Here is a 23331-nt window from a genome sequence, read left to right as displayed (position 1 = left end):
CTCACAGCACCGTCCCGTGTTTCTTGTCCGGGCGCTCCTTCTCGACGGACTCGTAGAAGGCGAAGCGGGCGGCCAGCTCCTCGCGCAGGTCGCTCGGCGGGACGATCTCGTCGATGACGACCTCGCTGGCCATCCGGTGGATGTCGATGTCCTCGCGGTACGCCTCGCGGAGCTCACGCTCCCGGCGCTCGCGCTCCTCGGGGTCGTCGATGTCGTCGAGCTTGTTCGCGTAGACCGCGTTGATCGCCGCCTCGGGCCCCATGATGGCGATCTCGCCCGACGGGAGCCCGATGGTCGACTCGGGGTCGTAGGCGGGCCCGGACATCGCGTAGATGCCGGCGCCGTAGGCCTTCCGGACGACGACGCACTGTTTGGGGACGGTGGCGGCGGAGGTGGCGTAGATCATCTTCTTGCCCGCTTCGAGGATTCCTTCCTTCTCGACGTCCGAGCCGGCCATGAACCCCGGCGTGTCGCAGAGGTAGAGCAGCGGCACGTCGAAGGCGTCGCACTTCCAGACGAACTCGGCGGCCTTGCGGGCGGCGTCGGGGAAGATCGCCCCCGCCCGCTTGGCGGGCTGGTTGGCGACCACGCCGACCGGCCGGCCGTCGATCCGGGCGAACCCCGTGAGGATCTCCGGGCCGTATTCGGGCTGGAGTTCGAAGAACGAATCGGCGTCGACGACCCGCTCGATCAGCCGCTCCATGTCGTAGCCGCGGTTGGGCTCCTCGGGGACGACCCCGTCGATGCCCTCGGGCGACTTCGCGGGCGCACGACCCTCGGTCTGGGGCGGGTCCTCGTCGCTGTTGTCCGGGAGGTAGGATATCAGCTGTGCGACCAGGTCGCGGGCGTGGTGCTCGTCCTCCGCGACGAGGTCGGCCGAGCCCGAATGGCGAGTGTGTACGTCGGGGCCGCCGAGCTCGTCGAGGTCGATCTGCTCGCCGGTGACCATCTCGACCATCCGCGGGCTGGCGATGGCCATCGCGGACATGTCCCGGACCATGACGGTGAAGTCGGCGAAGACCGGGGTGTAGGCCGCGCCGGCGATGCAGGGGCCGTAGAGGACGCAGATCTGCGGGACCCGGCCCGAGAGCATCGAGTGGTTGTAGTAGTACTTGCCGATGCCCTCGCGGTTGGCGAAAAAGCCCGTCTGCCGGTCGATGCGGCCGCCCGAGGAGTCCATCAGGTAGAGGACGGGCCGGCCGGTCTTCAGCGCGCGCTGTTGCATCCGGAGGAACTTCTCGACGCCGTGTTCGGCCATCGACCCCGCCTTCACGGTGAAGTCGTTGGCCATGAAGTGCACGTCCCGGCCCTCGAACGCCGCGGCGCCGGTGATGAGACCGTCCGCGGGCAGTCGGTCACCGCCGTCGTCGCCGCCACTCCCGACCTCCCCGTCGCCCGAACCGGTCCCGTCGCCTGAATCGGTCCCGTCACCGCCGGTCTCGGGCGAGTCGGCGTGCCACGCGTCGAAGTTAGCGAACGTGCCGTCCTCGAAGCGCAGTCCCGAGGGGTCGGCGCTGGCGTCGCGCTCGGTGGGGTCGCGCTCGCCGGGCACCGGGTCGGTGTCGCCGAACCACAGCTCCAGCCGGTCGCGGACGAACAGCTTCCCCTGCTCGGCCAGCCGCTCGCGGTACTTCTCGGGGCCGCCCCGCCGGATGTCCGCGATCTCCTCGCGCAGCGCCCGTTCGCGGGCCGTCGGGCCGAGGTCCTCCTCCGCAGTCCCGCCCGCCGACTCGCCGCCGGACGAGGCCGCGGCCGACGACTCCCCCTCGAACTCGCGGACGACGGCCGGTTCGTCGGCGTCGCCGACGTACACCTCCACGCGGCCGTCCCCCGGGACCGTCCGTTCGAGCGCCGAGGCGATCGCCTCGGCCTCCTCGACGCTGGCCTCCTGGGCGATTCGAACTCGCATACCTCACACCTCGCGCGCCCGCGGTAAAATATCGCCGCCCCGACGGACGGACGAGTCGCCGCCGCGAACGGCCGCGGGGCGTCCCGCGGTGGCTTTCAAAGTTGATACCCGCGGACGAACGGGTAAGTAGGTGAACGGCGAAGGACGCGGCAATGCGTCTCCGGTCGATCTCGCTGGTGGTGCTGGTCGTCCTGTCGGTCGTCGCGCCGACGGTCGCCGCGGGTACGAGCGGCGCCGGCGCGAAGCCGGCGGTCGACGTCACGATCCGCTCGACCGACATCGCCGAGGGGGACACCTACGAGACCGGGACGGACGTGGATATGACGATCGACGCGAGCGTCGGCGACGCCGCCGGCGAGGGGACCGAGCTCTCGGAGGTCGTCGTCCGGGTCAACGGCGAGCTCGCCGAGTCGATCGACGTCAACGGGACGAGCGTCACGGAGACGGTCGAGCCGTCGCTGTCGAACGGCGAGAACTCGGTGCGGGTCATCGTCACCGACGACGCGGGGGCGGTCAACGCGACGACGTTCACCGTCCGGAAGGACGCCGAGGCGCCCCACGTCTTCCTGACGAGCCCCTACGACACGGCGCCGTGGAAGTCCATCGACGACGGGACCGCCAACGGGTCGCGGGTCACGATCGCCGGGAACGTCATCGAGTCCACCGGCGTGGAGAAACTGCGGATCACCCGCACCTTCGACGGCAAGCACTCGACGCGGGTGATCCGCGACGTGGGCGAGAACTTCTCGGTCGAGATGCTGCTCGGATACGCCGAGGACGGCAACGAGACCAACGAGTTCAAACTCACCGCGACCGACGAGTTCGGCAACGTCCGGGTCTACGCCTTCGAGGTCGCCGTCGAGGACCGGAGCGCTCCGTCGATCTCGGTCGAACCGTTCCCGAACGAGACGGCGCGCAACCGCGTCTTCCTCGCCGGGACCGTCGCCGACGACGTGCGGGTCCGGTCGGCCAACCTCACACTGCGCGGTCCCGACGGCAACGTCACCGGCGAGGAGACGATCGCCGCCGAGCGCTCGCGGGGGCTCGACCCCGACCGACTCTCGGTGTCGTTCAACGAGTCGCTGTACACTCTCTACCCCGGCACCTACGAGGCGACGATCTCGGTCACGGACGCGACCGGGAAGACGACGACGCGGACGGTCGAACTGGAGCGGGTTCCCCAGTCGGAGCGCGACGTGGCGCCGACCATCGCGGTCGACCGCGACCGGACCGTCGTCCTGGGCGACGACCGACTCTTCCTCGCCGGGACCGCCTTCGAGGGCGTCACCGAACGGCTCGTCGTCGAGACCAGAGCGGCCGCCACCGGCGAGACCGTCGACTACCAGATCGTCCACTCGGGGTCGCGCAGCCAGCGCGTCGAGTTCGACCGCGAGGTCGCCATCGTCCCGAACCGCACGACCGTGATCGTCCGCGCGACGGACGCGAAGGGCGTCGAACACGCGAAGGAGTTCGTCGTCGACGGGGCCGCCCGCGAGACGTTCGTCGGCGATCCCGGGTCCGGATCCGACGGCGACGCGGACGGCGGCGACAACGGGACCGACTGGCCGACGGTCAGCGTCGAGTCGCTGCAGGACGGTCGCGCCGGCACGGCCAGTTCTGCCGTCACGGTCCGCCGGGCCGCCGCGGGGACGACCGTCGCGGTCCCGGCCAATGCGTCCCGCCCCGTCGTCGCAACGGCGAACGTCTCCGTCGAGCGCCTGCGGATCGACGCGGCCGCGGACGCGAACCTCACGGCCACGGTCGTCGCGCGCGAGCGGGCGGGCGGCGCGCTGAGCGGCCCCGACGGCGCGACGGCCGCCGCGACCGTCACCGTCCAGCACTCCGTCACCGACGCCGTCGACGGCGTGACCTACGACCTGTCGGTCCGCCGGCCGTACCTCGACGCCCAGGGGCTCGACCCGGCGAACCTCACCGTCTACCGGCTCTCGGACGGCAACTGGTCGGCCGTCGGGACCAGCGTCGTCGACAGCGACGACGCACGGGTCCGCTACCGCGTCGACTCACCGGGGCTGTCGGTGTTCTCGCTGTCGACCGACCCGGCGCTGGCCGACGCGACCGGGAACGGAACGACGGGCAACGGAACCGCCGGGAACGGCACCGTCGCGAACGGAACCGCCGGGAACGGCACCGTCGCAAACGGGACGAGCGGGAACGGGACGGCCGCCAACGGGACGGAATCGGGTGACGGCGAGCCGTCGGGCGAGGCGACCATCTTCGTCAGCAACGTCACGGTTAACCGGACCGCCGTCGCGGTCAACGAGTCCGTCGCGGTCAACGTCACGCTCGCGAACAGCGGCGACGGAAACGGCACCTACACCGCCGGATTCCAGACGCTCCACGACACGAACGTCTCGTTCGTCGGCACGGAGACGGTCGCGGTGCCGGCCGGCGAACAGCGGCGGGTGAACTTCACCACGAACTTCTCGACGACCGGGAACCACACCGTGATGGTCAACGGCACCCGGGCCGGCCCCGTCGTCGTCGGCGGGGGCGGCGGGCTGCTCTCGTTCCTCTCGGTCCTGTCCTTCCTCCCCCTGCGACTCATCGGGATGGGCCTGGGCGGCCTGCTGGGACTGGGACTCGTCGTGGTGCTGTTGCGGTTCGTGCTCCGGAAGGTCGGCGGCGAGAGCGCGAACGGCTGATCACGACTCGGCGTCGAGCGTCTCGCGCGCCCGCCGGACGTAGCTGTTCCCGTCCCAGCTTCGGGCGTCGGCGATACGGTCCAGCAGCCGGGTGGCCTCGTCGGCGTCGATCCGTCCGCTCCGGACGAACGCGGCGAGCACGAGCGGCGTCGTTACGAGCCGCGAGTCCGCCAGCGACGCGTGGACGAGCGCGAGCGCGTTGAACTCGTCGCAGAGCAGCTGGTCGGCCCCGCGCTCGTTCGCCAGGGTCACCGCGGCGTTCTCGCCGTCGTCGAGGGGAAACGAGTCGTCCAGCGCGACCGACTCGACCGTCATCGCCGGTCGCTCGTCGAGGACAGCCGTAGCGGCTGAAGCCGACGCGTCGTCGTACTCCGCGACGGATTCGAGTTCGGTCAGGACGGTCTCGGGAACGAGGACGGTTCCCGCGTCGAGCAGGACAGCGAGCGGGTCCGGGGCGTCGCCGGCGACGACGCCGAGACTCACCAGCGCGGAGGTGTCGGCGACGACCCGCGTCATCCGTCGAGTTCGTCCGCCGTCGCCGCGACGAACTCCCCGTCGAGTCGCTCCTTGAGCACGCGGAAGTTCGCCGCTGCCTCGTGGCCGACCAGCCCGCGTAGCTGCTCGAAGGTGATCTCGCCGCCGTAGTAGGCGTCGGCGATCTCCTGGACGAGGTCGTCGTCGCTACTCGCCTCGCGGAGGTACTCCCGGAGCGCCGTCGTGAGCACGTCCGTCCGGTCGGTCTCCAGCACCGTCGCCAGCGCGTCCGTGCGCTCGACCAGGTCCTCCGAGGCCCGGAACTGGACCCGCCGCTTGTCGCTCGACCCCATATGTGTACGTCGTGAGCACAGAATGATAGGCGTTGCGCCGGCGGAGCGGTCGCCCGTCGTCAGGACGACAGCGCCGCTTCGACCCGGTCGACCAGGTCCGCGTTTCCGAGATACACCGGGCTGCGCTCGTGGAGCCGGTCGGGGTCGGTCGAAAACAGGTCGCCGTAGCCGTCGGAGACGCGGCCGCCGGCGGCCTCGACGACGAAGCCGACGGGGGCGCACTCGAAGCAGTGGCGGAGCTTGCCCTCCGGCGTGTCCGCCAGTTCGGGGTAGGCGAAGATCCCGCCGTGGGTGAGCACCTGCATCACGTCGGCGATGAACGCGCCGCCGTAGCGGAGTTTCAATCGGTCGTCCTCCAGCGCCTCGACGGCTTCGGTCACGTCATCGGTCCAGTCGGGCCGGCGGCCGCCGAAGGCGTAGACCGTGGGGTCCTCGGGCAGGGTGAGCCCCTCGCGGAGGAGTTTTCGGCCCTCGTCGGCCTCGCCGTCGCCCTCGGTGTCGGCGTCGCCGCCGGCTCCGTCCTCGATCAGGTACTCGTCGACGCTGTCCCCGTCGGAGACGACCATGGTGGTGTTGGGGCCGTAGAGGACGAACGCGGCGGCGACGAGGCGGTCGCCGGTCGTCGGGACGGGCTCGTCGTAGACGCTGACGATGGTGCCCATCGGGTTGTTCGAGGTGAGGTTCGAGGAGCCGTCCAGCGGGTCCAGAGCGAGGTGGAACTCGCCGCCGTCGGCGGCCTCGCGTGCGGACTGGCGCTCCTCGGAGGCGTAGCTCCCGACGGAGTCGAGCGCGAGCAGGCGCTCGGCGAACAGCTCGTCGGCGTACTCGTCGGCAGCCCGGACCTTCTCGCCGCTGGGGTTGTGGCCCTCGACGTACGCGCGGCGCTCGGGCAGCGCCTCGCGGACCTCGGCGGCGGTGTCGCGCACTACGTCGAAGACGGCGTCGACGGTCGGATGGCCGACCCAGTCGGCCGACGGCGGGAGTTGCTGGCTCATGGTTTGGGGGCCGCCGCGTCGAGGGCCTGGTCGACGGAGGCCTCCTCGAAGATGACCTGCTCCAGCGCGTCGAGGATGCGCCGGGGGTTCTCGCGCTGCCAGACGTTGCGGCCGACGGCGAGGCCGGCGCCGCCGGCGTCGATGACACTCTTGACGCTCTCGAGGAACTCGCGGTCGCTGGTCTTCGAGCCGCCGGACATCAGCACCTTCGTCGGCCCGGCCATCCGGGTGACCGTCTCCATGGCCTCCTGGCTGCCGGGATACTTGACCTTCGCGATGTCGGCGCCGAGTTCGAGCCCCAGGCGGGCGGCGTAGGCGACGACCTCCTCGCTGGAGTCGTTCTTGACCGCCTGGCCGCGGGCGTACGACCACATCACGACGGGGAGGTCGTACTCCCGTGCCTTCTCCTGGACCTCGCGGAACTCCTCGAACATCTCGACCTCGCCGTTGACACCGGGGTAGACGGTGAAGCCGATGGCCTCGGCGCCCAGTTCCTCGGCGGCGTACTCCACCGAGCAGTTGACGGCGCTGTCGGGCTCGCCCATCCAGAGGTTCGAGGTACCGTTGAGCTTGGCGAGCAGCGACACGTCGTCCTCGTAGGAGGGGTAGTAGGCCTCGGCGACGCCCTTGCCGACGGCGAGCGAGGTGACGGCGGGGTGTGTGGCCACATCGAAGACGTGTTCCGGGTCCGCGCTCTCGGGCTGGGGGTCGAAGTCGACCGGCCCGTGCTCGATACCGTGGTCGTACGCCAAAACGAGTACCTTCCCGTCCCGCGTGACCGGAGCGTCTGCGATGGGTCGCATTACGGATACCCGTACACGGACCGCACGTATATATCTTCTTTCTGACACTATTTACTACCGCCCGAGTAAACGATTCGGGCGTGCGTGACGTTCACAATCGTTCGTGGCCCCGAAATCGGGCGATCCCGGAAATCCGCGGGGAGCGGTCGAATGAAGTGGCAAGTATCCGAGTGCAATCCGGCACGTACCATGGCACCGGGAAAGACGGGAAGTCGACGCGTCGGGACGGCCGGGAGTAGGCTTACGCCGGCGGCGGGCGGAGGTGGGGTATGCGCGGACTCGATGCGGTCGACACCGTCGGCGTCGTCGGCGCCGGCACCATGGGCAGCGGGATCGCACAGGTCGCCACCCAGTCCGGCTACGAGGTCGTCCTCAGGGACATCGAGCCGGACCTCGTCGACGAGGGGATCGAGAGCCTGACCGAGGGGCTCGACCGCCTCGTCGAGAAGGGGACGATCGATGAAGCGGAAGCCGAGACGATGCGCGACCGGGTGACCGGCACGACGGATCTGGCCGACCTCGCCGACGCGGACCTGGTGGTCGAGGCGGTCGTCGAAGACATCGACGTGAAACGCGACGTGTTCGCCGACCTCGACGAGGTGACCGACGACGACGTGGTGCTGGCCACGAACACGAGCACGCTCTCGATCACGACCATCGCCGCCGCCACCGACCGGCCGGCGAACGTGGTCGGCCTGCACTTCATGAACCCCGTCCCGGTGATGAAGGGCGTCGAGGTAGTCGTCGGCGAGAAGACCGACCCCGCGGTCGTTGAGTTCGCCCACGCGTTCGCGGAGGCGCTGGGCAAGGAGACCTGGGAGGCCGACGACAAGCCGGGGTTCGTGACCAACCGGATCCTGATGCCGTGGATCAACGAGGGGATCCGCGCCTACGACGAGGGCGTCGCCGCCAGGGAGGACATCGACCGCGGGATGGAACTCGGCACGAACGTCCCGATGGGGCCGCTCGAACTCGCCGACCACATCGGCCTCGACGTGTGCCTGCACGCCTCCGAGACGCTCCACGAGGAACTGGGCGACCGCTACAGGCCCGCCTACCTCCTCAAGCGCAAGGTCGAGGCCGGCGACCTCGGGAAGAAGACCGGCCGGGGGTTCTACGAGTACGAATAGGTGAAACGACCGGCTGACCCTCCGGAACCGACTTGGGACCGGCGAATGTGCGGGTAAACGATGACAGCCAGTCCCTCCGCCCGCCTCGTCGCGGTCGCCGCCCTTCTGGTCTGTACGCCGCTCGCGGCGGTCGCGGTCGGGCCCGCGACCGCGGCGCCGCCGCCCGAGGCAGTCTGCGGCGTCTGCGGCGACGGGCTCGCCGACGCCGCCGAGCGCGAAGGGCTCCCGCTCACCGTCGAGCGCGGGACGGCGACGATCAGCGTCCGCGAGGACGGGAGCGGCCGCTGGCACGCTCGCGTCCGGGTCGACGACCGCGCGGCCGACCGCCTCGCCGCGAACGCGACGCTCCGCGAGCGCGTCGTCCGCGCGAGTCTCGACCGTCGCACCGTCGTCGACGACCCCCGGAACCTGCACGCGGCAGTCGCGAACGACACGCTGGTCGTCACCTTCGACCAACCCGGTGTGGCCCGCGGGAGCCTCGGCGGGGTCGTCCTCGTGGACCTGCTCGACCCGCGGGCTCGCCGCGCCGGGCTCGACTTCGAAGCCGACCGGCTCCGGATCGAGGGGCCGAACGGGACCGTCGTGAGCCGCGCGCCGCCGAGCGCGACCGTCGAGGACGGGGGAGTCGTCTGGCGCGCGGACGACGAGCGGCCGGGACTGTGGGGCGACACGCGGCTGGCGTTCGCACCGACGGACGGTCCCGCGGCTCGCGGGCTGACCACTGTCGGGTTCGTCGCCTTCGGGGTCGGACTCGCCGAGCCCAGCGCGCTCGTTCTCGGCGTCGCACCCGCGATTCTTCTGGGCGCCCTGTTGCTGGCGGTCCGGCGCTGGGGCGACGAGTTGCCGGCCGTCGATCCGTCGCCCCTCGCGAAGTGGATCGCCGGTAGTGGTGCGGTCGTCGCGCTGTTCGCCGGCGCGGCGCTGGCCGGTTCCGTGCTCCTCGACGCCGCGGTCGCCGCGACCGTCGCCACCTTCGCCGCGCTGTACGCGCTCGTCGCCGCGGGTGCGATAGTTCTGGATCGCCCGTCCGCGCGCGTCGCGCTCGCGTGGACGCTCGGCGCGTCGGCGCTCGTCGCCCTCGCCGCGAGCACCGTCTCGGTCGTCGCTTTCCAGACCGCGCTGCTGTCAGTCCCCGCCGCGCTCTGGTTCCCGCTCGGCCGCGCTCGCGGACGCGACCGATGGGTGACCGCGTTCGTCGTGCTCGCGCTACTGGTGGCGCCGTTCGGCGCCGCCGTCATCTACGCGCCGTCGGCCTCGCCGCTGTTGGGCGTCCTGCTGTCCGTCTTCACTACCGTCCCGTGGGCCGCCGCGACCGTCGCGTTCGGGTTCCCGCTGTACCTCCTGGGTCGCGGAGCGGACGGGAACGACGATGCGGTCGGCAGGGCCGACCGGACCGAACACGCGAGCGCCGACTGACCGCGCGGCGGAGAAACCCCGAGCAACGAACCCGCCGTTTTCGGGTGGAGATCCGTCCGACAGCGCAGGGGCTGGCCGGCCGCGATCTCCGGCTGAAACGCACCCACGGAGCGCTCCCGAGTGCTCCCCACCCGACGGGAGACGACGGGGACGGGCACCCTCAAGAAGATTTCGGAGCGGCGCAGTCGCGGCGGTGCGGCGTCTGCGACGCGGTGCCGGCGACGCCGACGGCCCGTCACCAGCGGTGGTGGACGTAGTCGGCGACGTGCTCCTCGTAGATGTCCCGGACCGCGCCGTGGGTCTGGTGGGAGAGGAAGTCCAGATCCGCCGCGGCGTCGTTCTCGGCGACGTGGTCGGGCGAGGTCGACCCCGGGATCACCGTCGAGACGGCGTCGTGGTCGAGGATCCACCGGAGCGTGAACTGCGCCATCGTCGCGTCGTCGGGGACGAACGGGCGCAGGTCGTCGACGGCGGCCAGGCCGTCCTCGAAGGGGACGCCCGCGAACGTCTCGCCGCCCTTGCGGCCGACGCCGGCGTCGACGCCCTCCTCGGCGGCAGTCCGCCGGTGGTCGCCCTCGCCGAAGTCCTCCGGCCCCTCGAAGGCGTCGGCGAGCAGGCCCGACGCGAGCGGGACGCGCACGATGACCCCGATGTCCTCGCCGGCCGCTCGCTCGAAGAACCGCTCGGCCGGGCGCTGGCGTAGCGGGTTGAAGATGATCTGCACCGACTCGACGACGTCGTACTCGATGGCCTTGTCGGCCTCCTCGACCTTCTCGACGCTGACGCCCGCGTGGTCGATCAGCCCCTCCGCCTTGAGCTCCTCCAGCACCCGGAAGTTCTCCGGGTCGTAGAACGCCTCCGTCTCGGGGCAGTGCAGCTGGACCAGGTCCAGCGAGTCGACGCCGAGCCGGTCGAGCGAGCCTTCGACCGACGAGCGCAGGCCCTCCTCGGAGTGGCCGCCGCCCTCGTCCGGCGCGGCCTTCGTGGGGACGTAGACCTCCCTATCGGGGTCGCGCTCGTCGAGCACCTCGCCGATGAGCCGCTCGGCGCGGCCCTGCCCGTACACCTCGGCGGTGTCGACGAAGTTGACGCCGTCGTCCAGCGCCGTGCGGATGGCCTCCCTGGCCTGCTCGTCGGTCACGTCGCCCCACGACGGACCGACGTTCCAGGTCCCGAGGCCGATCTCCGTAACCGTCCAGCCGGTCGAGCCGAACTCGCGCGTGTCCATACCCGAGCGGACGGCCGCTCGGGCGAAAAAGGTGGCCGATCCGGCCGATGGTTCCCCTTCGCACCGCGCCCGGTCGGTCCGTCGGCCGACGCGGCCCCCAACCTATTTCGCCGCGACTCGGGAACAGTCGAATATGACGGACGACGAGTCCGCTCCACCGGCCGACGCCGCGCCGGAGGACGCCTTCGCGCTGGTCGGCAACGAGACGCGCGCGGCGATCCTCCGCGCGCTCGGGGAGACCCCTCACGACGACGTGCCGTTCTCGGAGCTGCGCGAGCGGGTCGGCCCCGAGATGGACAGCGGGCAGTTCAACTACCACCTCTCGAAACTGGTCGACCGCTTCGTCGACCGGTCCGACGGCGGCTATCGCCTCCGGCCCGAGGGCCGGACGCTCTACCGGACGATCCGCGCCGGGACGTTCACCCGCCAGGCCGCCGTCGACCCGTTCGACGCGGGGTTCGACTGCCACTTCTGCGGGACGCCCGCGGAGGCGACCTACGACGACGGCGCGTTCCGGGTGCGCTGTCCCGACGCGGACTGCGGGCACCTCTACGCGCACACGCGGGCGCCGCCCAGCGCGGTCGAGGCCGGCGGGGAGACCGACCTCCTCGACCGGATCGACCGGTACAACCGCCACCAGGTCCTCGCCTACGCCGAGGGGGTCTGTCCGCTGTGCGTGAACCCGGTCACGACCGAGTTCCGGGCGCCCGACGACGTCTGGATGGACGGTGCCGAGCGGGTCGACGCGTTCGTCGTCCACGAGTGCACCCACTGCGGCCGGATGCACTACATGACCGTCGGGCTCTCGCAGGTCTACCACCCGACGCTGATCGCCTTCTTCGACGACCGCGGCGTCGACGTGACCGCGACCCGGATCTGGGCCCTGGAGTTCGCCATGACCGACCGATACACGACGGTCCGCTCGACCGACCCCTGGGAGGTCGCCCTGACGCTCGACCGTGACGGCGAACGGCTCGAACTCCTCGTCGACGAGGACCTGTCGGTCGACGCGACCCGCTCGTGAGCGGTCCGAACCTATTTCGCGGAGAGCGGGATAGTGCCGTGTATGCCCGACGACGACGCCGAACCGACCGACGCCGCGCCGGAGGACGCCTTCGCGCTGGTCGGCAACGAGACGCGCGCAGCGATCCTCCGCGCGCTCGGCGAGCGGCCCCACGAGGAGGTCGCCTTCTCGGAGCTACGCGAGCGCGTCGACCCGGAGATCGACAGCGGGCAGTTCAACTACCACCTCTCGCAGCTGACCGGCGAGTTCGTCGACCGCGGCGAAGGCGGCTACACCCTCCGCTCGGAGGGGCTCGCCCTCTATCGCCTCGTCCGCGCGGGGAGCGCCAACCGTCGCGCCTCCCTCGACCCGTTCGAGATCGGGCTCGACTGCTACTTCTGCACGACTCCGGTCGAGGGGTACTACGACGAGGGCACGTTCGAGCTTCGCTGTCCGGGCTGTGACCACGTCTACTCGCACACGCAGGTGCCCCCCAGCGCCGTCGAGACGGGCGACAGGCGCGACGTGCTCGAACGCGTCGACCAGTACACCCGCCACGAGATGCTCGCCTACGCCCGCGGCGTCTGCCCGACCTGCGTCAACCCCCTGGAGACCGAGTTCGTCCCCGGCGAGGCCGTCTGGAGCGAGGGGAGCGACCGGTTCGACGCCTTCCTCGGCACCGACTGCGACAACTGCGGCGCCAGCCACTACATGTCGGTCGGCCTCGCGGTCCTCTATCACCCCGCCGTCGTCTCGTTCTTCCACGACCACGGCGTCGACGTGACGAGCCGCCCCCACTGGGAGTTCGAGTGGGCGATGACCGATCGGCACCTCACCGTCCGCTCGACCGACCCCTGGGCGGTCGAACTCGCGATCCCCTGCGGCGACGAGACGCTCGAACTCCTCGTCGACGAGGAGCTGTCCGTCGAGGCCGCGCGCGTCTGAACGGGTCCCCCCGGTTCGAACCGGCGACCGGCACCGCTCGGTGAGTTGCGGTGGGCGCCGACCTCGTCACTCCCCCTCGAAGGTGTGGCCGTCGCTGACCGGCGGGGCGCCGATGCCGACGACCCTGGCCGGCCCGTCGGCGTCGCCGGCGACGTGGGCCCGGTGGGGGCTCCCCGGCTCGGCGACGAAGAACTGGTCGGCCTCGACGCGGTAGGTCTCCTCGGGCGTCTCGACGCTGAGCGTCCCCGAAATCACGTAGAAGGCCTCCTCCTGTTCGTCGTGGTAGTGCATCCCCGAGAGGGGGATCTCCTCGCCCGGTTCGACGGCGTAGGTCCGCAGGCCCAGCCGCTCCAACCCCGCGGCCTCGCTCACGTAGCGCATCTCGGACGGGCGGTCCGGCTCCGGCTCCAGTCCGTCGGGGTCGACGACGTGATAGCCCATACGAACGCCTCGACCGAGGGACCCGTAAGCCTTCGGCGACTGCCGATCCCCGGAACCACACCGGGTACCGACCCGTGCCGGTAAGCCCGACAGGTCGCCGCGCGGTCGGTCGAAAAGCCGGGGTTGCCGGCGCCGTCCGGGGCCGACGGCGGCCGGCCGCTCCGGACCGTAATCGCGGGACGGCGCCGACAAATATCGTCTTTCGGTGCGCCGTGTCGGCCTACCGCCGCGGCCGGGCGACGCGCGCACGTCGGCGTCGGCGGTGCTCCGCGAACTGACCTGTCGGCGCGCGACACCGGCGACGGCGAGCGCTCGGGGTAGGGGTAACGCGGCGTTGTTCCCGCACGGGATCCGGGTTACTCGCGGTGGCCGCTGAATAACAACGAGCGGCGTGGCCGTTCGTCCGGTGGTATGTCCGACTCGTTACTCGGAGCCGAATCGACACGGGGGCGCGTCCTCGTGGTCGCGATCGGAGTGGTAGTGCTCGCGAGCACCGTCGCGGTCGGCGCGGCGGCGCTCGTGCCCGACCGGACGGACGGCGACTCGCCCGCGGCGGTCCAGGAGTCGCCCGACGCCTACCCGGAGACGGTGAACCTCTCGACGGCGAACCTGACGCTCCGCGGCGAGGCGGCCAACGACACGGCCGGCTGGTCGGTCGCCTCCGCCGGCGACGTGAACGGCGACGGCGTCGGGGACCTGATCGTCGGGGCGCCGCGCAACGCCTCCGCCGGGACGAACACCGGCGCGGCCTACATCGTCTTCGGCCCCGCGAACGAGTCGACCGTGAACCTCAGCCAGGCCGACGTGGTGTTGCGCGGCGCCGACAACAACGACCTGGCGGGCTGGTCGGTGTCGACCGCCGGCGACGTGAACGACGACGGCTACGCCGACGTGGTCGTCGGCGCGCCGTACAACGACAGCACCGCCGTCAACGCGGGCGCCGCGTACGTGATCTACGGCGACGAGTCGATGCCGGCGACGATGAACCTCACCGACGCCGACGCGGTCCTGACCGGCACCGAGGCCAACGCCTTCGCCGGCTACGACGTGTCGGCGCTCGAACCGGCGAACGCGAGCAGCGACGCCGAGGACGACGACGCCGACGAGGAAGAGGTCGACGACGAGACCGACGAAGCGGAGACCGACGCGACGAACGCGAGCGCGGTCCTCGTCGGCGCGCCCGGGGTCGACGCCGACGACGGGGCCGACGCCGGCGCGGCGTACGTCGTCGACGGCGAGTCGCTCGACGACGCGCCGGGCGAGGTGAACCTCTCGGACGCGAGGGCCGCCTTCGTCGGCGAGCGAGCGGGGAGCAACGCCGGCTGGTCGGTCGCGCCGGCGGGTGACGTGAACGACGACGGCGTCGCCGAGGTCGCCGTCGGCGCGCCGCTGTACAACGCCAGCGCCGACGAGGAGGCGGACGACGAGTGGGCCAACCGCTCGGGCGCGGCCTACGTCGTGAACGGCTCCGCGGAGGGGACTACCTCGCTCGCGGACGCGACGGCTACCTTCGTCGGCGAGTCCGCGGGCGACCGCGCGGGCTACGCCGTCTCGACGGCCGGCGACGTGAACAACGACAGCGTCGCGGACCTCGTCGTCGGCGCGCCGTACAATGACTCGCAGAACCTGACGAACGCGGGCGCGGCCTACGTCGTCTACGGCGACGAGGACCTCCCCGAGGAGTCGTCGCTAGCCGACGCTGACGTGCGCCTGGCCGGCGCCGAGACGCAGGACCGCGCCGGCTGGTCGGTCTCCGACACCGGCGAGGCGGGCGTGACCTGCGACGGCGTCGCCGACGTGCTGGTCGGCGCGCCGCTGAACGACTCGACGGGGCCGAACGCCGGCGCCGCGTACCTGGTCGCCGGCAACGAGACGCTGCCGGCCGAGTCGAATCTCTCGGACGCGTCGACGACGTTCGTCGGCGCCGGGCCGGGCAACCGCGCCGGCAACGCGGTCGGGGCCGGCGACTTCGACGGCGACGGCTTCGCCGACGTGGTCGTCGGCGCGCCGTTCAACGACTCGCTGAACCGGACGAACGCGGGCGCCGCCTACGCCGTCATCAGCGACTGCGAGGCCGCCGAGCCGACCGACACGCCGACGGAGACGCCCACTGAAACGCCGACCGCGACGCCGACGGGGACCCCTACTCCCACCGATACGCCGACGGCGACGCCGACCGCGACGCCGACGGAAACTCCGACGGCCACGCCGACGCCGACCGATACGCCGACGGAGACCCCTACTCCCACCGATACGCCGACCGAGACGCCGACGGAAACTCCGACGGCCACGCCGACGCCGACCGATACGCCGACCCAGACGCCGACCGACACGCCAACGGAAACGCCTACTCCCACCGAGACGCCGACGGCAACGCCCACCGACACGCCCACCGATACGCCGACGCCCACTGAGACGCCGACGGAGACGCCGGAGGCCGCCGAGGAGAGTATCGACTTCGTCGCGTTCTGTTTCGACTCTGACCAGACCGAGCGACGGGTGATCATCTTCTCGGACGTCGCGGAGAACGACGACGACGAGCCGGTCGCGGCCGAGTACGACGAGGGCGGGAGCGGTCCCGCGCCGGTCTCGGTCGTCCACCAGGCCGGCGGCGGCCTCTACGAGGTCTCCGGGAGTCCCGGGGAGATCGAGGCCGGCGAGGGGACGGAAGTGACCGGCGAGCGCTCGGCGAGCGAGCCCTGCGCCGCGGGGCAGACGGAACTGCGGTTCACCGCAGGCGAACTCGACGACGGCGCTTCCAAGGCGTTCCCCGACAACGCCGACGTCGACACGCCGACCCCGACGCCCGAGGGCGGTGCGGGCAACATGGCGGCCGGCGACGCCACCGCGCTGGAAACGATGTCCCGGTCGCCGCTGTTCCCCGTGCCCTTCTTCGCGATGATGGGCCTCTCGATGGTCGTCCTCGCGGGCAACAGGCTCCGCACGGAGGAGTGACCGAGCGGTAGCGGGACGACCCCTTTCGACCGCACTTTTTTCGCACCCGCGGGCGACCAGCGAACGATGGCGACGAGTACCGACCGCGGCCTCGGCCGGACCGGGAACCCCCGGGCGTTTCTCGTTGGCGACAGCCGCCGGCGGACGGCGGGCGCGCTCGCCCTGGCGGCCGCCCTGTTCGCGACGAGCGCCGCGGTCGACTACCTCGCCCTGCAGGCGGTCGTCAGCGGTCGGCCCGGTCTCCACCTCGCGACCGAACTCGCCCACGTCTTCGCCCTGGGTTCGCCCGCCGGCTACCTGCTGGTGATCGGGATCGCAGCCGGCCACGCCGCGCTGAACCGCGGCTACCTCCCGACGCTCGTCCTGGCGAGCGCGCTCCGGTTCGGCGACGCCGTGTTCTACCCGACCGGACTCCCCGTGATCCCGGAGGAATCGGTCGAGTGGTCGGACGCCTCGATCGCCGCCGGCTTCCGACCGCTGTTCCTCACTAGCCATCCGCCGGAGGTGCTGATCTACCCGACGATCGGCTTCGCGCTGGGGCTGCTCGTTCGGCGATACCGCCGATCACGCGACGGGACCCGGTGGGTGTCAGTCGCGGGAGCCCCGAGTGCCGGCCGCGGGAACGCGTGAGGCGCAACGGATTTCCCGCGCCGTCGCCCAGAGAGAGTAACGTGGACGAGACGATCCGGTGGCTGCAGGGCCGCCCCTACTACGAGGGTCAGATCACCGAGCGGCGGACGACCCCCGGCCGCGAGGCGACCTTCGGCGACGTGGACCTGGACTCGCGGCTCGCGAGCGCGCTGGAGTCGAAGGGGATCGACCGGCTGTACGACCACCAGGCGCGGGCCGTCTCGGCTGTTCGAGGGGGTGACAACGTCGTGCTGGCGACGCCGACGGCCAGCGGGAAGTCGGTCGGCTACACGGTGCCGGCCTTCGAGCGGGCGCTCGACGAGCGGGCGACGACCCTCTATATCGCCCCGCAGGTCGCGCTCATCAACGACCAGGAGGAGACGCTGTCGGAGCTGGCCCACGGGCTCGGCTTCGGGTCGGGCGTCTCCGTGGCGCAGTACACCGGCCGCCAGGACCGCACGGAGAAGGAGGCCATCCGCGACCGCCAGCCGACGGTGCTACTGACGACCCCGGACATGCTCCACTACGGGATCATGCCCCACGGGCACCGGCTGTGGGACTGGTTCTTCGAGCGCCTGGAGACCGTCGTCGTCGACGAGGTCCACGAGTACCGCGGCGTGTTCGGCAGTCACGTCTCGCTCGTCTTCCGGCGACTGGCCCGGCTCTGCGAACGCTTCGACGCCGCCCCCGACTGGGTCTGCTGCTCGGCGACGATCGGCAACCCGGTCGACCACGCGGCGACGGTCACCGGCCAGTCGCCCGACTCGTTCGAACTCGTCGACGAGGACACGAGCGCGACGGGGCCGACCCACTGGCTGTTCTGGAATCCCCCGGAGTACGACGACGGTGAGGAGTTCGGGAGCGGCCGGCGGCGGTCGAACCACGTCGAGACCAAGCGGCTGTTCGTCGACCTCGTGACGAAGGGCCACCAGACCGTCGTCTTCACGCAGTCCCGGCAGGTCGCGGAGCGCTACGCGACCGACAGCGCGAGCGACCTGCGCGAGCGGGGCGAGCACGATCTGGCCCGATCCGTCGAGGCCTACCAGGCCGCGCTCACCGACGAGCGCCGCGGCGAGATCGAAGACGGCCTCGACTCCGGAAACGTGCGTGGTGTCTGGTCGACGAACGCGCTCGAACTCGGCGTCGACATCGGCGGCCTCGACGCGGTCCTGCTCGACGGTTACCCCGGGACGCGGATGGCCGCGTTCCAGCAGGGCGGCCGCGCCGGCCGCGGGACCGACCCGTCGCTGGTGGCGATGGTCGCCGGCGAGGACCAGCTCGACCAGTACCTGATGGCCCACCCGCGCGATTTCTTCGACGAGGAACCGGAAGAGGCTATCTCCAACCCCGAGAACGAACACCTCCTGCCCGACCACGCCCTCGCGGCCGCACGCGAGACGTGGCTGCGGCCCGACGACGACCGCCACTTCGGCGAGCCGTTTCCCGACGTCGTCGCGGACCTGACCGAGGCCGGCGACCTCGACCGCCGGTCGACCGACGCGGGCCTGCGCTGGCTGTACTCGGGGGAGGGTAGCCCACAGCACGAGATGAGCCTGCGGACCGTCGGCGACCGCGAGGTCCAGCTTCGCGACCGCCGCGACGGGGACCGGATCGCCGAACTCCCCTTCGCCGACGCGCTCCGGGACGCCCACGAGGGCGCCGTCTACCATCACCAGGGTCAGGACTACGAGGTCGTGGACCTGGACCTGCGAGCGGACGTGGCGGAGCTGGCGCCGGTGCGCCCGGACTACTACACGCAGGTGCTCCACGACAAGACGATCACCGTCGAGGCGGATCGGGGCGAGCAGACCCTGCCCACCCACCCCGAGGTGACGGTCCGGTTCGCGGACGTGAGTATGCGCAAGCAGATCACGGGATTCGAGCGCTACGACCGACAGAGCGGGGAGCCGATCGGGCGGGAGCCGCTGGACTTGCCCGAGACGACGCTCGAGACCGAGGCCGTCTACTTCACGGTTCCCGGGGAAGTTGAGACCGAGATTCGGGCGGCGGGCGACGGCCACGACGCGTTCCCGGGGGCGATCCACGCCGCCGAACACGGGATGATCTCGCTGTTCCCCCTGTCCTTCCTCTGTGACCGCCGGGACGTGGGCGGACTCTCGACGCCGCAGCATCCCCACACCGACTGCGCGACGGTCTTCGTCTACGACGGCTACCCCGGCGGCGTCGGGCTGACAGAGCGGGCCTACGAGACGGTCGTCGACCTCGTGGAGCGGACGCTGGGGATGCTCCGGGACTGCCCCTGCGAGTCGGGCTGTCCGGCCTGCGTCCAGTCGCCCCACTGCGGCAACGCCAACGACCCGCTGGAGAAGGACCTGGCCGCCGACCTGCTCGCCGCGCTCGTCGACTGACGGCCGTCGGCTCCGTCCGTTTCCCGGGCGGCCGTCCCTCACTCTCGCCGGCTGATCGCCCTCGACGAGCAGCCGCTCCCTCGCCCACCGCTCGGACCCGCCGGTCGACGAGCGGTCGGATCCGGGGGTGATCGTCCGCCCTCGAAACGGTATGGGATCCGACCGTTTCGACTGTTTCTGCGGTTCGAGCGATCGTTGCAACCGTTTCGGTCCGCCGGACGTTGCGTTCCGATCGGGCCGCTATGTCCCGATTTCGCGGCGCCCGGAGCGACGGAACGTCGGTAAACGGTGGCAACTGGCGGGACGTGTTTGCGGTTCTTTGCCACTGTCGAGCGTCCGACCTGACACGGGGCGCAGTGGACCACCGGCGTCGGCGGCACCGGCCCGGAGCCCCGCTCACGAACCATGTCAGACACGCACTCACGCGCGGCACCGGCAGGGGACAGCCGACGGTCCGGCTCGACGGGTATCCAGACCATGCACGACATCTTCTCCGACTGGGAACGGCGGGCGATCCTCTATCACCTGCAGGAGGTCGGCGGTCGGTCGTCGGTCGAGGCGCTGGCGGCGCACCTCGTCGGGTGGTGGCGCGGCCACGAGCGGCCGGCCCCGGCGGACGAGACGGTCGTCGACCGCGTCCGGCGGCGCCTCGGCTGTGCCCACCTCTCGAAACTCGACGACTTCGGCGTCCTCGCGTACGACCCGCGCTCCGGGACCGTCCGGCTCTCCGAGGAGATGAAGCTCTCGGTCAGCGAGCCGTGGGCGGACCGCGGCGGGACCCGGGACGGGGGACGGGTTCTCGGGACCCTGGACGGCGAGGGGACGAGCGAGAGCGTCGCCGACGAGGAGACGAACGGGGGGTCCGGCACCGACGGTCCGTCGAGCGGCGGCACGGGCCCGGCGACCGGAAGCGGCCGGCTGTCGTAACAGGTCCCTACCGGCGCGACCGGGTGCGCGGCGGGAGAGAAAGCGGCGATTGACCGCGGAAAGGTGGCCATACCCTTCCGGCGGGGGCGTAAGGTTCCTAACGCCAGCCACCCAACAAGGGACGATCTGTCACCGGCGTCGGGCACGGGGGCGGCCCCGACGTAGCGGCGACGGCAGGCAATCCACGACTCCATGGCACGGAACCTCCACGTCTGGATCCTCGCGGCGCTCGTACTGGCCGGTACCGCGGCGCCGGCGGTCTCGACGGCGACGGACGCGACCGCGACGGCGGACCCGGACGCGCGTATCACGGCCACGGAGTACGAGGGCGACGGGGCGGTGACCGGCGTCGGCGAGGGCCTCACGCTCTGGCAGTCCGGCGCCCACCGCTTCGCGGTCACGGTCGCCAGCGACGCCGGGGTCGACGGGGGCTCGACGTGCGTCGTCGTCGACGGCACCGACCGCGAACTCGGCTGTCAGTCCGTCATGGTGCCGGCCGGCGGGAACCAGACGGCTACCGTCGAGGTCGGCTCGTGGCCGGCCAACTTCACCGGGGACCAGCGGCTCCGGGTGTCGGTCACCGCGGCCAACGCGTCGACGCCGCTGGACACCGAGACCTACCCCGTCACCGTGATCACCCGCCAGGGCGACCTCGACGACGACGGCCTCACGAACGAGCGCGAGGCCGCGCTGGAGACCGACCTCCGGTCGAACGACACGGACGGCGACGGCCTCGAGGACGGCGCCGAGGTCAACACCTACGAGACCTCGCCTACGAACCCCGACACGGACGGCGACGGCCTCAGCGACTACGCGGAGATCGAGCGCTATCAGACCGACCCCACGAAGGTCGACACGGACGACGACGGCCTGCCCGACCCGCGCGAGCTCGAACTGGGGACCAACCCCAACAAGGCCGACACGGACGGCGACGGCGTCCCCGACGGAAAGGAGGTCAACACCTACGAGACGGACCCGACCGACCCCGACACGGACGGCGACGGCCTCGACGACGGCGCCGAGATCAACGAGTACGAGACGAACCCCACCGAGGCAGACACGGACGGCGACGGCCTCGACGACAACCTCGAGGTCAACACCTACGACACCGACCCCAACCAGGTCGACACGGACGGGGACGGCCTGGAGGACGGCCCGGAGGTCAACCGCTACGAGACGGACCCGACCGACCCCGACACCGACGACGACGGACTCGAAGACGGCGCCGAGGTCAACACCTACGACACCAACCCGACGAACCCCGACACGGACGGCGACGGCCTCGAGGACGGCCCGGAGGTCAACCGCTACGAGACGGACCCGACCGACCCCGACACCGACGACGACGGCGTCCCCGACCCCCGCGAGGTCGACACCGCCGCCGACCGGCTGTCGCTCGCGGTCGCCGGCCTCGTCGGCGTCGGCGTCGCCGCCGTCGCGGTGCTCGCGCTGCTCGCGTGGGCCGGCTACGCGCCGCTCGGCCGTCTCCGCCGGACGCTCGGGACCGACCGATCCGAGTCCGACACCGACGGGAGCGACCGGCCCGACGCCCCGGCCGCGACCGCTGTCTCCAGCGACGGCGCCGGTGCCGGCAGTGACACCGGCGCGGCCGGGGGCGAGAGCGAGTCGGCCGCGACCGACGACGAGGTGCCGACGGAGTTCCTCTCCGACGAGGAGGTGGTGTTCACGCTGCTCGACGACCACGACGGCCGGATGCGCCAGGCCGACATCGTCGAGGAGACCGACTGGTCGAAGTCGAAGGTGAGCCGCGTCCTCTCGGCGATGGAGGACGAGGACAGCATCGTCAAGGTCGACGTGGGCCGGGGCAACGTCGTGATGCGCCCCGAGGACCTCCCCCCGGGCGCCGAGTCGGCCTTCGACGACTAGCCGCCCGCCCCCGGAGTGACCGTCCCCGCCCGAGCTATTTCACGCGGCCGCGAGAAGACCGGGTATGCACGCTCGCACGCTCGCGGTCGCGCTGGCGGCCGGGCTCGCCACCTTCCTCGCCGTCGGAGCGGCGGTCACCGAGTTCGCCCTCCGGTGGATCGGGTTCTCGCTGTTCGTCGGCCTGCCGGTCGGGTTCGTCGCCGGCGTGACCGCCGCCGCGCTGGTCCTCGTCGGGAGCGGCGACAGGGTCCCGACCCGGTCGCGCCGGGTCGCCGTCGCCGTCGGCGCCTACGGCGTCACCTTCCTCCTCACCCTCGCCGTCACCGTCGGAGCTTTCTCCCTCCCGAACTCCCGGGCGCTCACGCTCGCGGCGTTCGTGGCGGTCCTCACCGCGGCCGGGACGTACGTGCTGGACCCCGCCGAAACCCGATCGTTAACCGGTTGAACGGCATCGAGAGTTCTCCCGGCCGTTCTTCGAGGCTATCAGTTCGGTTCGATTGTCGAATCGTCCCTATCGTGGAGTCTCTTCACACGCCCTCGATCGCCGTGTGGGCCGGGTGGTCGGGAATCTGCTGTAATTGCCGGGATTCGCTTCGGCCCTTCTGTACGATGTCCCTGTTGTGCCCCCGACAGCGATGTGCTACCTTCACCCTGTCGACATCCGTTCCGTAACGTCGACCGAGACGATCAGAAAGGATGTTCAGATCCACCTCCAGTCCGTTACGTCCTGCTGTAACACCGCCAACACGAGCGAGATCACCACCTGGCCCCAGCTTCAACCCGTCTACGGTCCTGCTGTAACGGCTCGGGACCGCCGTCGTCGGTCGTGGTCGTGCCTTCAACCCGTCTACGGTCCTGCTGTAACGCAGGGCAGGGTGTCGCTCATGCCACTTCCCCCACCTGCTTCAACCCGTCTACGGTCCTGCTGTAACACGTGGAGGACGCCGCGGAGGGCGACGACAGCGAGCTTCAACCCGTCTACGGTCCTGCTGTAACGCACTCGGGGCCTTTTTCGACCACTTCTTCAGGCAGCTTCAACCCGTCTACGGTCCTGCTGTAACGCCCGCTGGACCTGCATCTGGGTCTGTTGCTGGTGTTGCTTCAACCCGTCTACGGTCCTGCTGTAACGAGGCGAATCCCCTTCTCACGGGCTTTCCGCAGGACGCTTCAACCCGTCTACGGTCCTGCTGTAACTGGCGGCCG

At 71.1% G+C, this 23331-nt stretch carries 18 protein-coding genes and 1 CRISPR repeat array (1 of these 19 only partly in view); of the genes, 11 read left to right on the top strand and 7 right to left on the bottom strand.

The annotated features are described in order from the left end of the window. Nucleotide 1 precedes the first annotated feature (1 nt). A complete protein-coding gene (locus tag ACMGFI_RS10215) occupies nt 2–1909 on the bottom strand; it encodes an acyl-CoA carboxylase subunit beta (protein ID WP_436909403.1) in 1908 nt (635 codons plus the stop codon). Nucleotides 1910–2061: 152 nt separating this feature from the next. Here ACMGFI_RS10215 and ACMGFI_RS10210 point away from each other — a divergent pair, with 152 nt between their 5' ends. After that, nucleotides 2062–4572: a hypothetical protein gene (locus ACMGFI_RS10210; protein ID WP_436909401.1), complete on the top strand. Its 2511-nt coding sequence runs from the start codon at nt 2062–2064 to the stop codon at nt 4570–4572. On the opposite strand, the gene ACMGFI_RS10205 is transcribed toward ACMGFI_RS10210, so the two are convergent. The 4 genes from ACMGFI_RS10205 to ACMGFI_RS10190 are packed head-to-tail and all read right to left on the bottom strand — an operon-like array spanning nt 4573 to nt 7197. Beyond that, nucleotides 4573–5088: a PIN domain-containing protein gene (locus ACMGFI_RS10205; protein WP_436909400.1), complete on the bottom strand. Its 516-nt coding sequence runs from the start codon at nt 5086–5088 to the stop codon at nt 4573–4575. Beyond that, nucleotides 5085–5399 (bottom strand): hypothetical protein, encoded by a 315-nt coding sequence (locus tag ACMGFI_RS10200; protein WP_436909398.1) that lies wholly within the window; start codon nt 5397–5399, stop codon nt 5085–5087. Before ACMGFI_RS10200 ends, ACMGFI_RS10205 begins: the two co-directional genes overlap by 4 nt. A 59-nt stretch (nt 5400–5458) precedes the next feature. Next, a complete protein-coding gene (locus ACMGFI_RS10195) occupies nt 5459–6394 on the bottom strand; it encodes a class 1 fructose-bisphosphatase (protein WP_436909397.1) in 936 nt (311 codons plus the stop codon). Continuing rightward, on the bottom strand, nt 6391–7197 hold the full coding sequence (locus ACMGFI_RS10190; protein WP_436909396.1) for a class I fructose-bisphosphate aldolase: 807 nt from the start codon (nt 7195–7197) through the stop codon (nt 6391–6393). Before ACMGFI_RS10190 ends, ACMGFI_RS10195 begins: the two co-directional genes overlap by 4 nt. Nucleotides 7198–7466: 269 nt before the next feature. Here ACMGFI_RS10190 and ACMGFI_RS10185 point away from each other — a divergent pair, with 269 nt between their 5' ends. Further along, nucleotides 7467–8327 carry a 3-hydroxyacyl-CoA dehydrogenase family protein gene (locus tag ACMGFI_RS10185; RefSeq protein WP_436909394.1) on the top strand — a complete coding sequence of 287 codons (861 nt, stop codon included), beginning with the start codon at nt 7467–7469 and terminating at the stop codon, nt 8325–8327. 60 nt (nt 8328–8387) lie between these two features. After that, nucleotides 8388–9743: a hypothetical protein gene (locus ACMGFI_RS10180; protein WP_436909393.1), complete on the top strand. Its 1356-nt coding sequence runs from the start codon at nt 8388–8390 to the stop codon at nt 9741–9743. Between the two features lie 235 nt (nt 9744–9978). On the opposite strand, the gene ACMGFI_RS10175 is transcribed toward ACMGFI_RS10180, so the two are convergent. Continuing rightward, on the bottom strand, nt 9979–10971 hold the full coding sequence (locus ACMGFI_RS10175; RefSeq protein WP_436909391.1) for an aldo/keto reductase: 993 nt from the start codon (nt 10969–10971) through the stop codon (nt 9979–9981). A 133-nt stretch (nt 10972–11104) separates the two neighbouring features. Between ACMGFI_RS10175 and ACMGFI_RS10170 the strand changes: the two genes are divergently transcribed. Both ACMGFI_RS10170 and ACMGFI_RS10165 read left to right on the top strand, forming a co-directional pair. After that, complete coding sequence (locus tag ACMGFI_RS10170; RefSeq protein WP_436909390.1) at nt 11105–11995, top strand: winged helix-turn-helix domain-containing protein; 891 nt, start codon at nt 11105–11107, stop codon at nt 11993–11995. Between the two features lie 42 nt (nt 11996–12037). Continuing rightward, nucleotides 12038–12919: a winged helix-turn-helix domain-containing protein gene (locus ACMGFI_RS10165; RefSeq protein WP_436909388.1), complete on the top strand. Its 882-nt coding sequence runs from the start codon at nt 12038–12040 to the stop codon at nt 12917–12919. 66 nt (nt 12920–12985) lie between these two features. Here ACMGFI_RS10165 and ACMGFI_RS10160 read toward each other — a convergent pair whose 3' ends face one another. Beyond that, nucleotides 12986–13360: a cupin domain-containing protein gene (locus tag ACMGFI_RS10160; RefSeq protein WP_436909387.1), complete on the bottom strand. Its 375-nt coding sequence runs from the start codon at nt 13358–13360 to the stop codon at nt 12986–12988. Between the two features lie 480 nt (nt 13361–13840). On the opposite strand from ACMGFI_RS10160, the gene ACMGFI_RS10155 reads away from it, so the two are divergent. The 6 genes from ACMGFI_RS10155 to ACMGFI_RS10130 all read left to right on the top strand — a co-directional run bounded on the left by ACMGFI_RS10155 (nt 13841) and on the right by ACMGFI_RS10130 (nt 22573). After that, nucleotides 13841–16315, top strand: a complete 2475-nt coding sequence (locus ACMGFI_RS10155; protein ID WP_436909385.1) for an integrin alpha — start codon at nt 13841–13843, stop codon at nt 16313–16315. 66 nt (nt 16316–16381) lie between these two features. After that, nucleotides 16382–16945 (top strand): hypothetical protein, encoded by a 564-nt coding sequence (locus ACMGFI_RS10150; protein WP_436909384.1) that lies wholly within the window; start codon nt 16382–16384, stop codon nt 16943–16945. A 41-nt stretch (nt 16946–16986) separates the two neighbouring features. Beyond that, complete coding sequence (locus ACMGFI_RS10145; protein WP_436909383.1) at nt 16987–19314, top strand: DEAD/DEAH box helicase; 2328 nt, start codon at nt 16987–16989, stop codon at nt 19312–19314. Between the two features lie 477 nt (nt 19315–19791). Further along, nucleotides 19792–20241, top strand: coding sequence for a DUF7344 domain-containing protein (locus ACMGFI_RS10140; RefSeq protein ID WP_436909382.1), 450 nt, complete (start codon nt 19792–19794; stop codon nt 20239–20241). Between the two features lie 192 nt (nt 20242–20433). Next, entirely contained in the window at nt 20434–22128 is a 1695-nt protein-coding gene (locus ACMGFI_RS10135; RefSeq protein WP_436909380.1) for a helix-turn-helix transcriptional regulator, read from the top strand. A 64-nt stretch (nt 22129–22192) separates the two neighbouring features. Next, nucleotides 22193–22573 carry a DUF8147 domain-containing protein gene (locus ACMGFI_RS10130; protein ID WP_436909379.1) on the top strand — a complete coding sequence of 127 codons (381 nt, stop codon included), beginning with the start codon at nt 22193–22195 and terminating at the stop codon, nt 22571–22573. Between the two features lie 327 nt (nt 22574–22900). After that, a CRISPR array of direct repeats spans nt 22901–23331; the repeat unit is 30 nt; unit sequence GCTTCAACCCGTCTACGGTCCTGCTGTAAC; it runs 4593 nt beyond the window's last position.

The sequence above is a fragment of the Halosimplex marinum genome (genome assembly GCF_051414075.1).
In the GTDB taxonomy this organism is placed as follows: Archaea; Halobacteriota; Halobacteria; order Halobacteriales; family Haloarculaceae; genus Halosimplex; species Halosimplex marinum.
This window is presented reverse-complemented; position numbering and strand designations above follow the sequence as displayed.

Bases quoted from the DNA above. Each gene is read 5' to 3' on its own strand.
- ACMGFI_RS10215 (WP_436909403.1), bottom strand. From the start codon at position 1,909: ATGCGAGTTCGAATCGCCCAGGAGGCCAGCGTCGAGGAGGCCGAGGCG.
- ACMGFI_RS10210 (WP_436909401.1), top strand. From the start codon at position 2,062: ATGCGTCTCCGGTCGATCTCGCTGGTGGTGCTGGTCGTCCTGTCGGTC.
- ACMGFI_RS10205 (WP_436909400.1), bottom strand. From the start codon at position 5,088: ATGACGCGGGTCGTCGCCGACACCTCCGCGCTGGTGAGTCTCGGCGTC.
- ACMGFI_RS10200 (WP_436909398.1), bottom strand. From the start codon at position 5,399: ATGGGGTCGAGCGACAAGCGGCGGGTCCAGTTCCGGGCCTCGGAGGAC.
- ACMGFI_RS10195 (WP_436909397.1), bottom strand. From the start codon at position 6,394: ATGAGCCAGCAACTCCCGCCGTCGGCCGACTGGGTCGGCCATCCGACC.
- ACMGFI_RS10190 (WP_436909396.1), bottom strand. From the start codon at position 7,197: ATGCGACCCATCGCAGACGCTCCGGTCACGCGGGACGGGAAGGTACTC.
- ACMGFI_RS10185 (WP_436909394.1), top strand. From the start codon at position 7,467: ATGCGCGGACTCGATGCGGTCGACACCGTCGGCGTCGTCGGCGCCGGC.
- ACMGFI_RS10180 (WP_436909393.1), top strand. From the start codon at position 8,388: ATGACAGCCAGTCCCTCCGCCCGCCTCGTCGCGGTCGCCGCCCTTCTG.
- ACMGFI_RS10175 (WP_436909391.1), bottom strand. From the start codon at position 10,971: ATGGACACGCGCGAGTTCGGCTCGACCGGCTGGACGGTTACGGAGATC.
- ACMGFI_RS10170 (WP_436909390.1), top strand. From the start codon at position 11,105: ATGACGGACGACGAGTCCGCTCCACCGGCCGACGCCGCGCCGGAGGAC.
- ACMGFI_RS10165 (WP_436909388.1), top strand. From the start codon at position 12,038: ATGCCCGACGACGACGCCGAACCGACCGACGCCGCGCCGGAGGACGCC.
- ACMGFI_RS10160 (WP_436909387.1), bottom strand. From the start codon at position 13,360: ATGGGCTATCACGTCGTCGACCCCGACGGACTGGAGCCGGAGCCGGAC.
- ACMGFI_RS10150 (WP_436909384.1), top strand. From the start codon at position 16,382: ATGGCGACGAGTACCGACCGCGGCCTCGGCCGGACCGGGAACCCCCGG.
- ACMGFI_RS10140 (WP_436909382.1), top strand. From the start codon at position 19,792: ATGCACGACATCTTCTCCGACTGGGAACGGCGGGCGATCCTCTATCAC.
- ACMGFI_RS10135 (WP_436909380.1), top strand. From the start codon at position 20,434: ATGGCACGGAACCTCCACGTCTGGATCCTCGCGGCGCTCGTACTGGCC.
- ACMGFI_RS10130 (WP_436909379.1), top strand. From the start codon at position 22,193: ATGCACGCTCGCACGCTCGCGGTCGCGCTGGCGGCCGGGCTCGCCACC.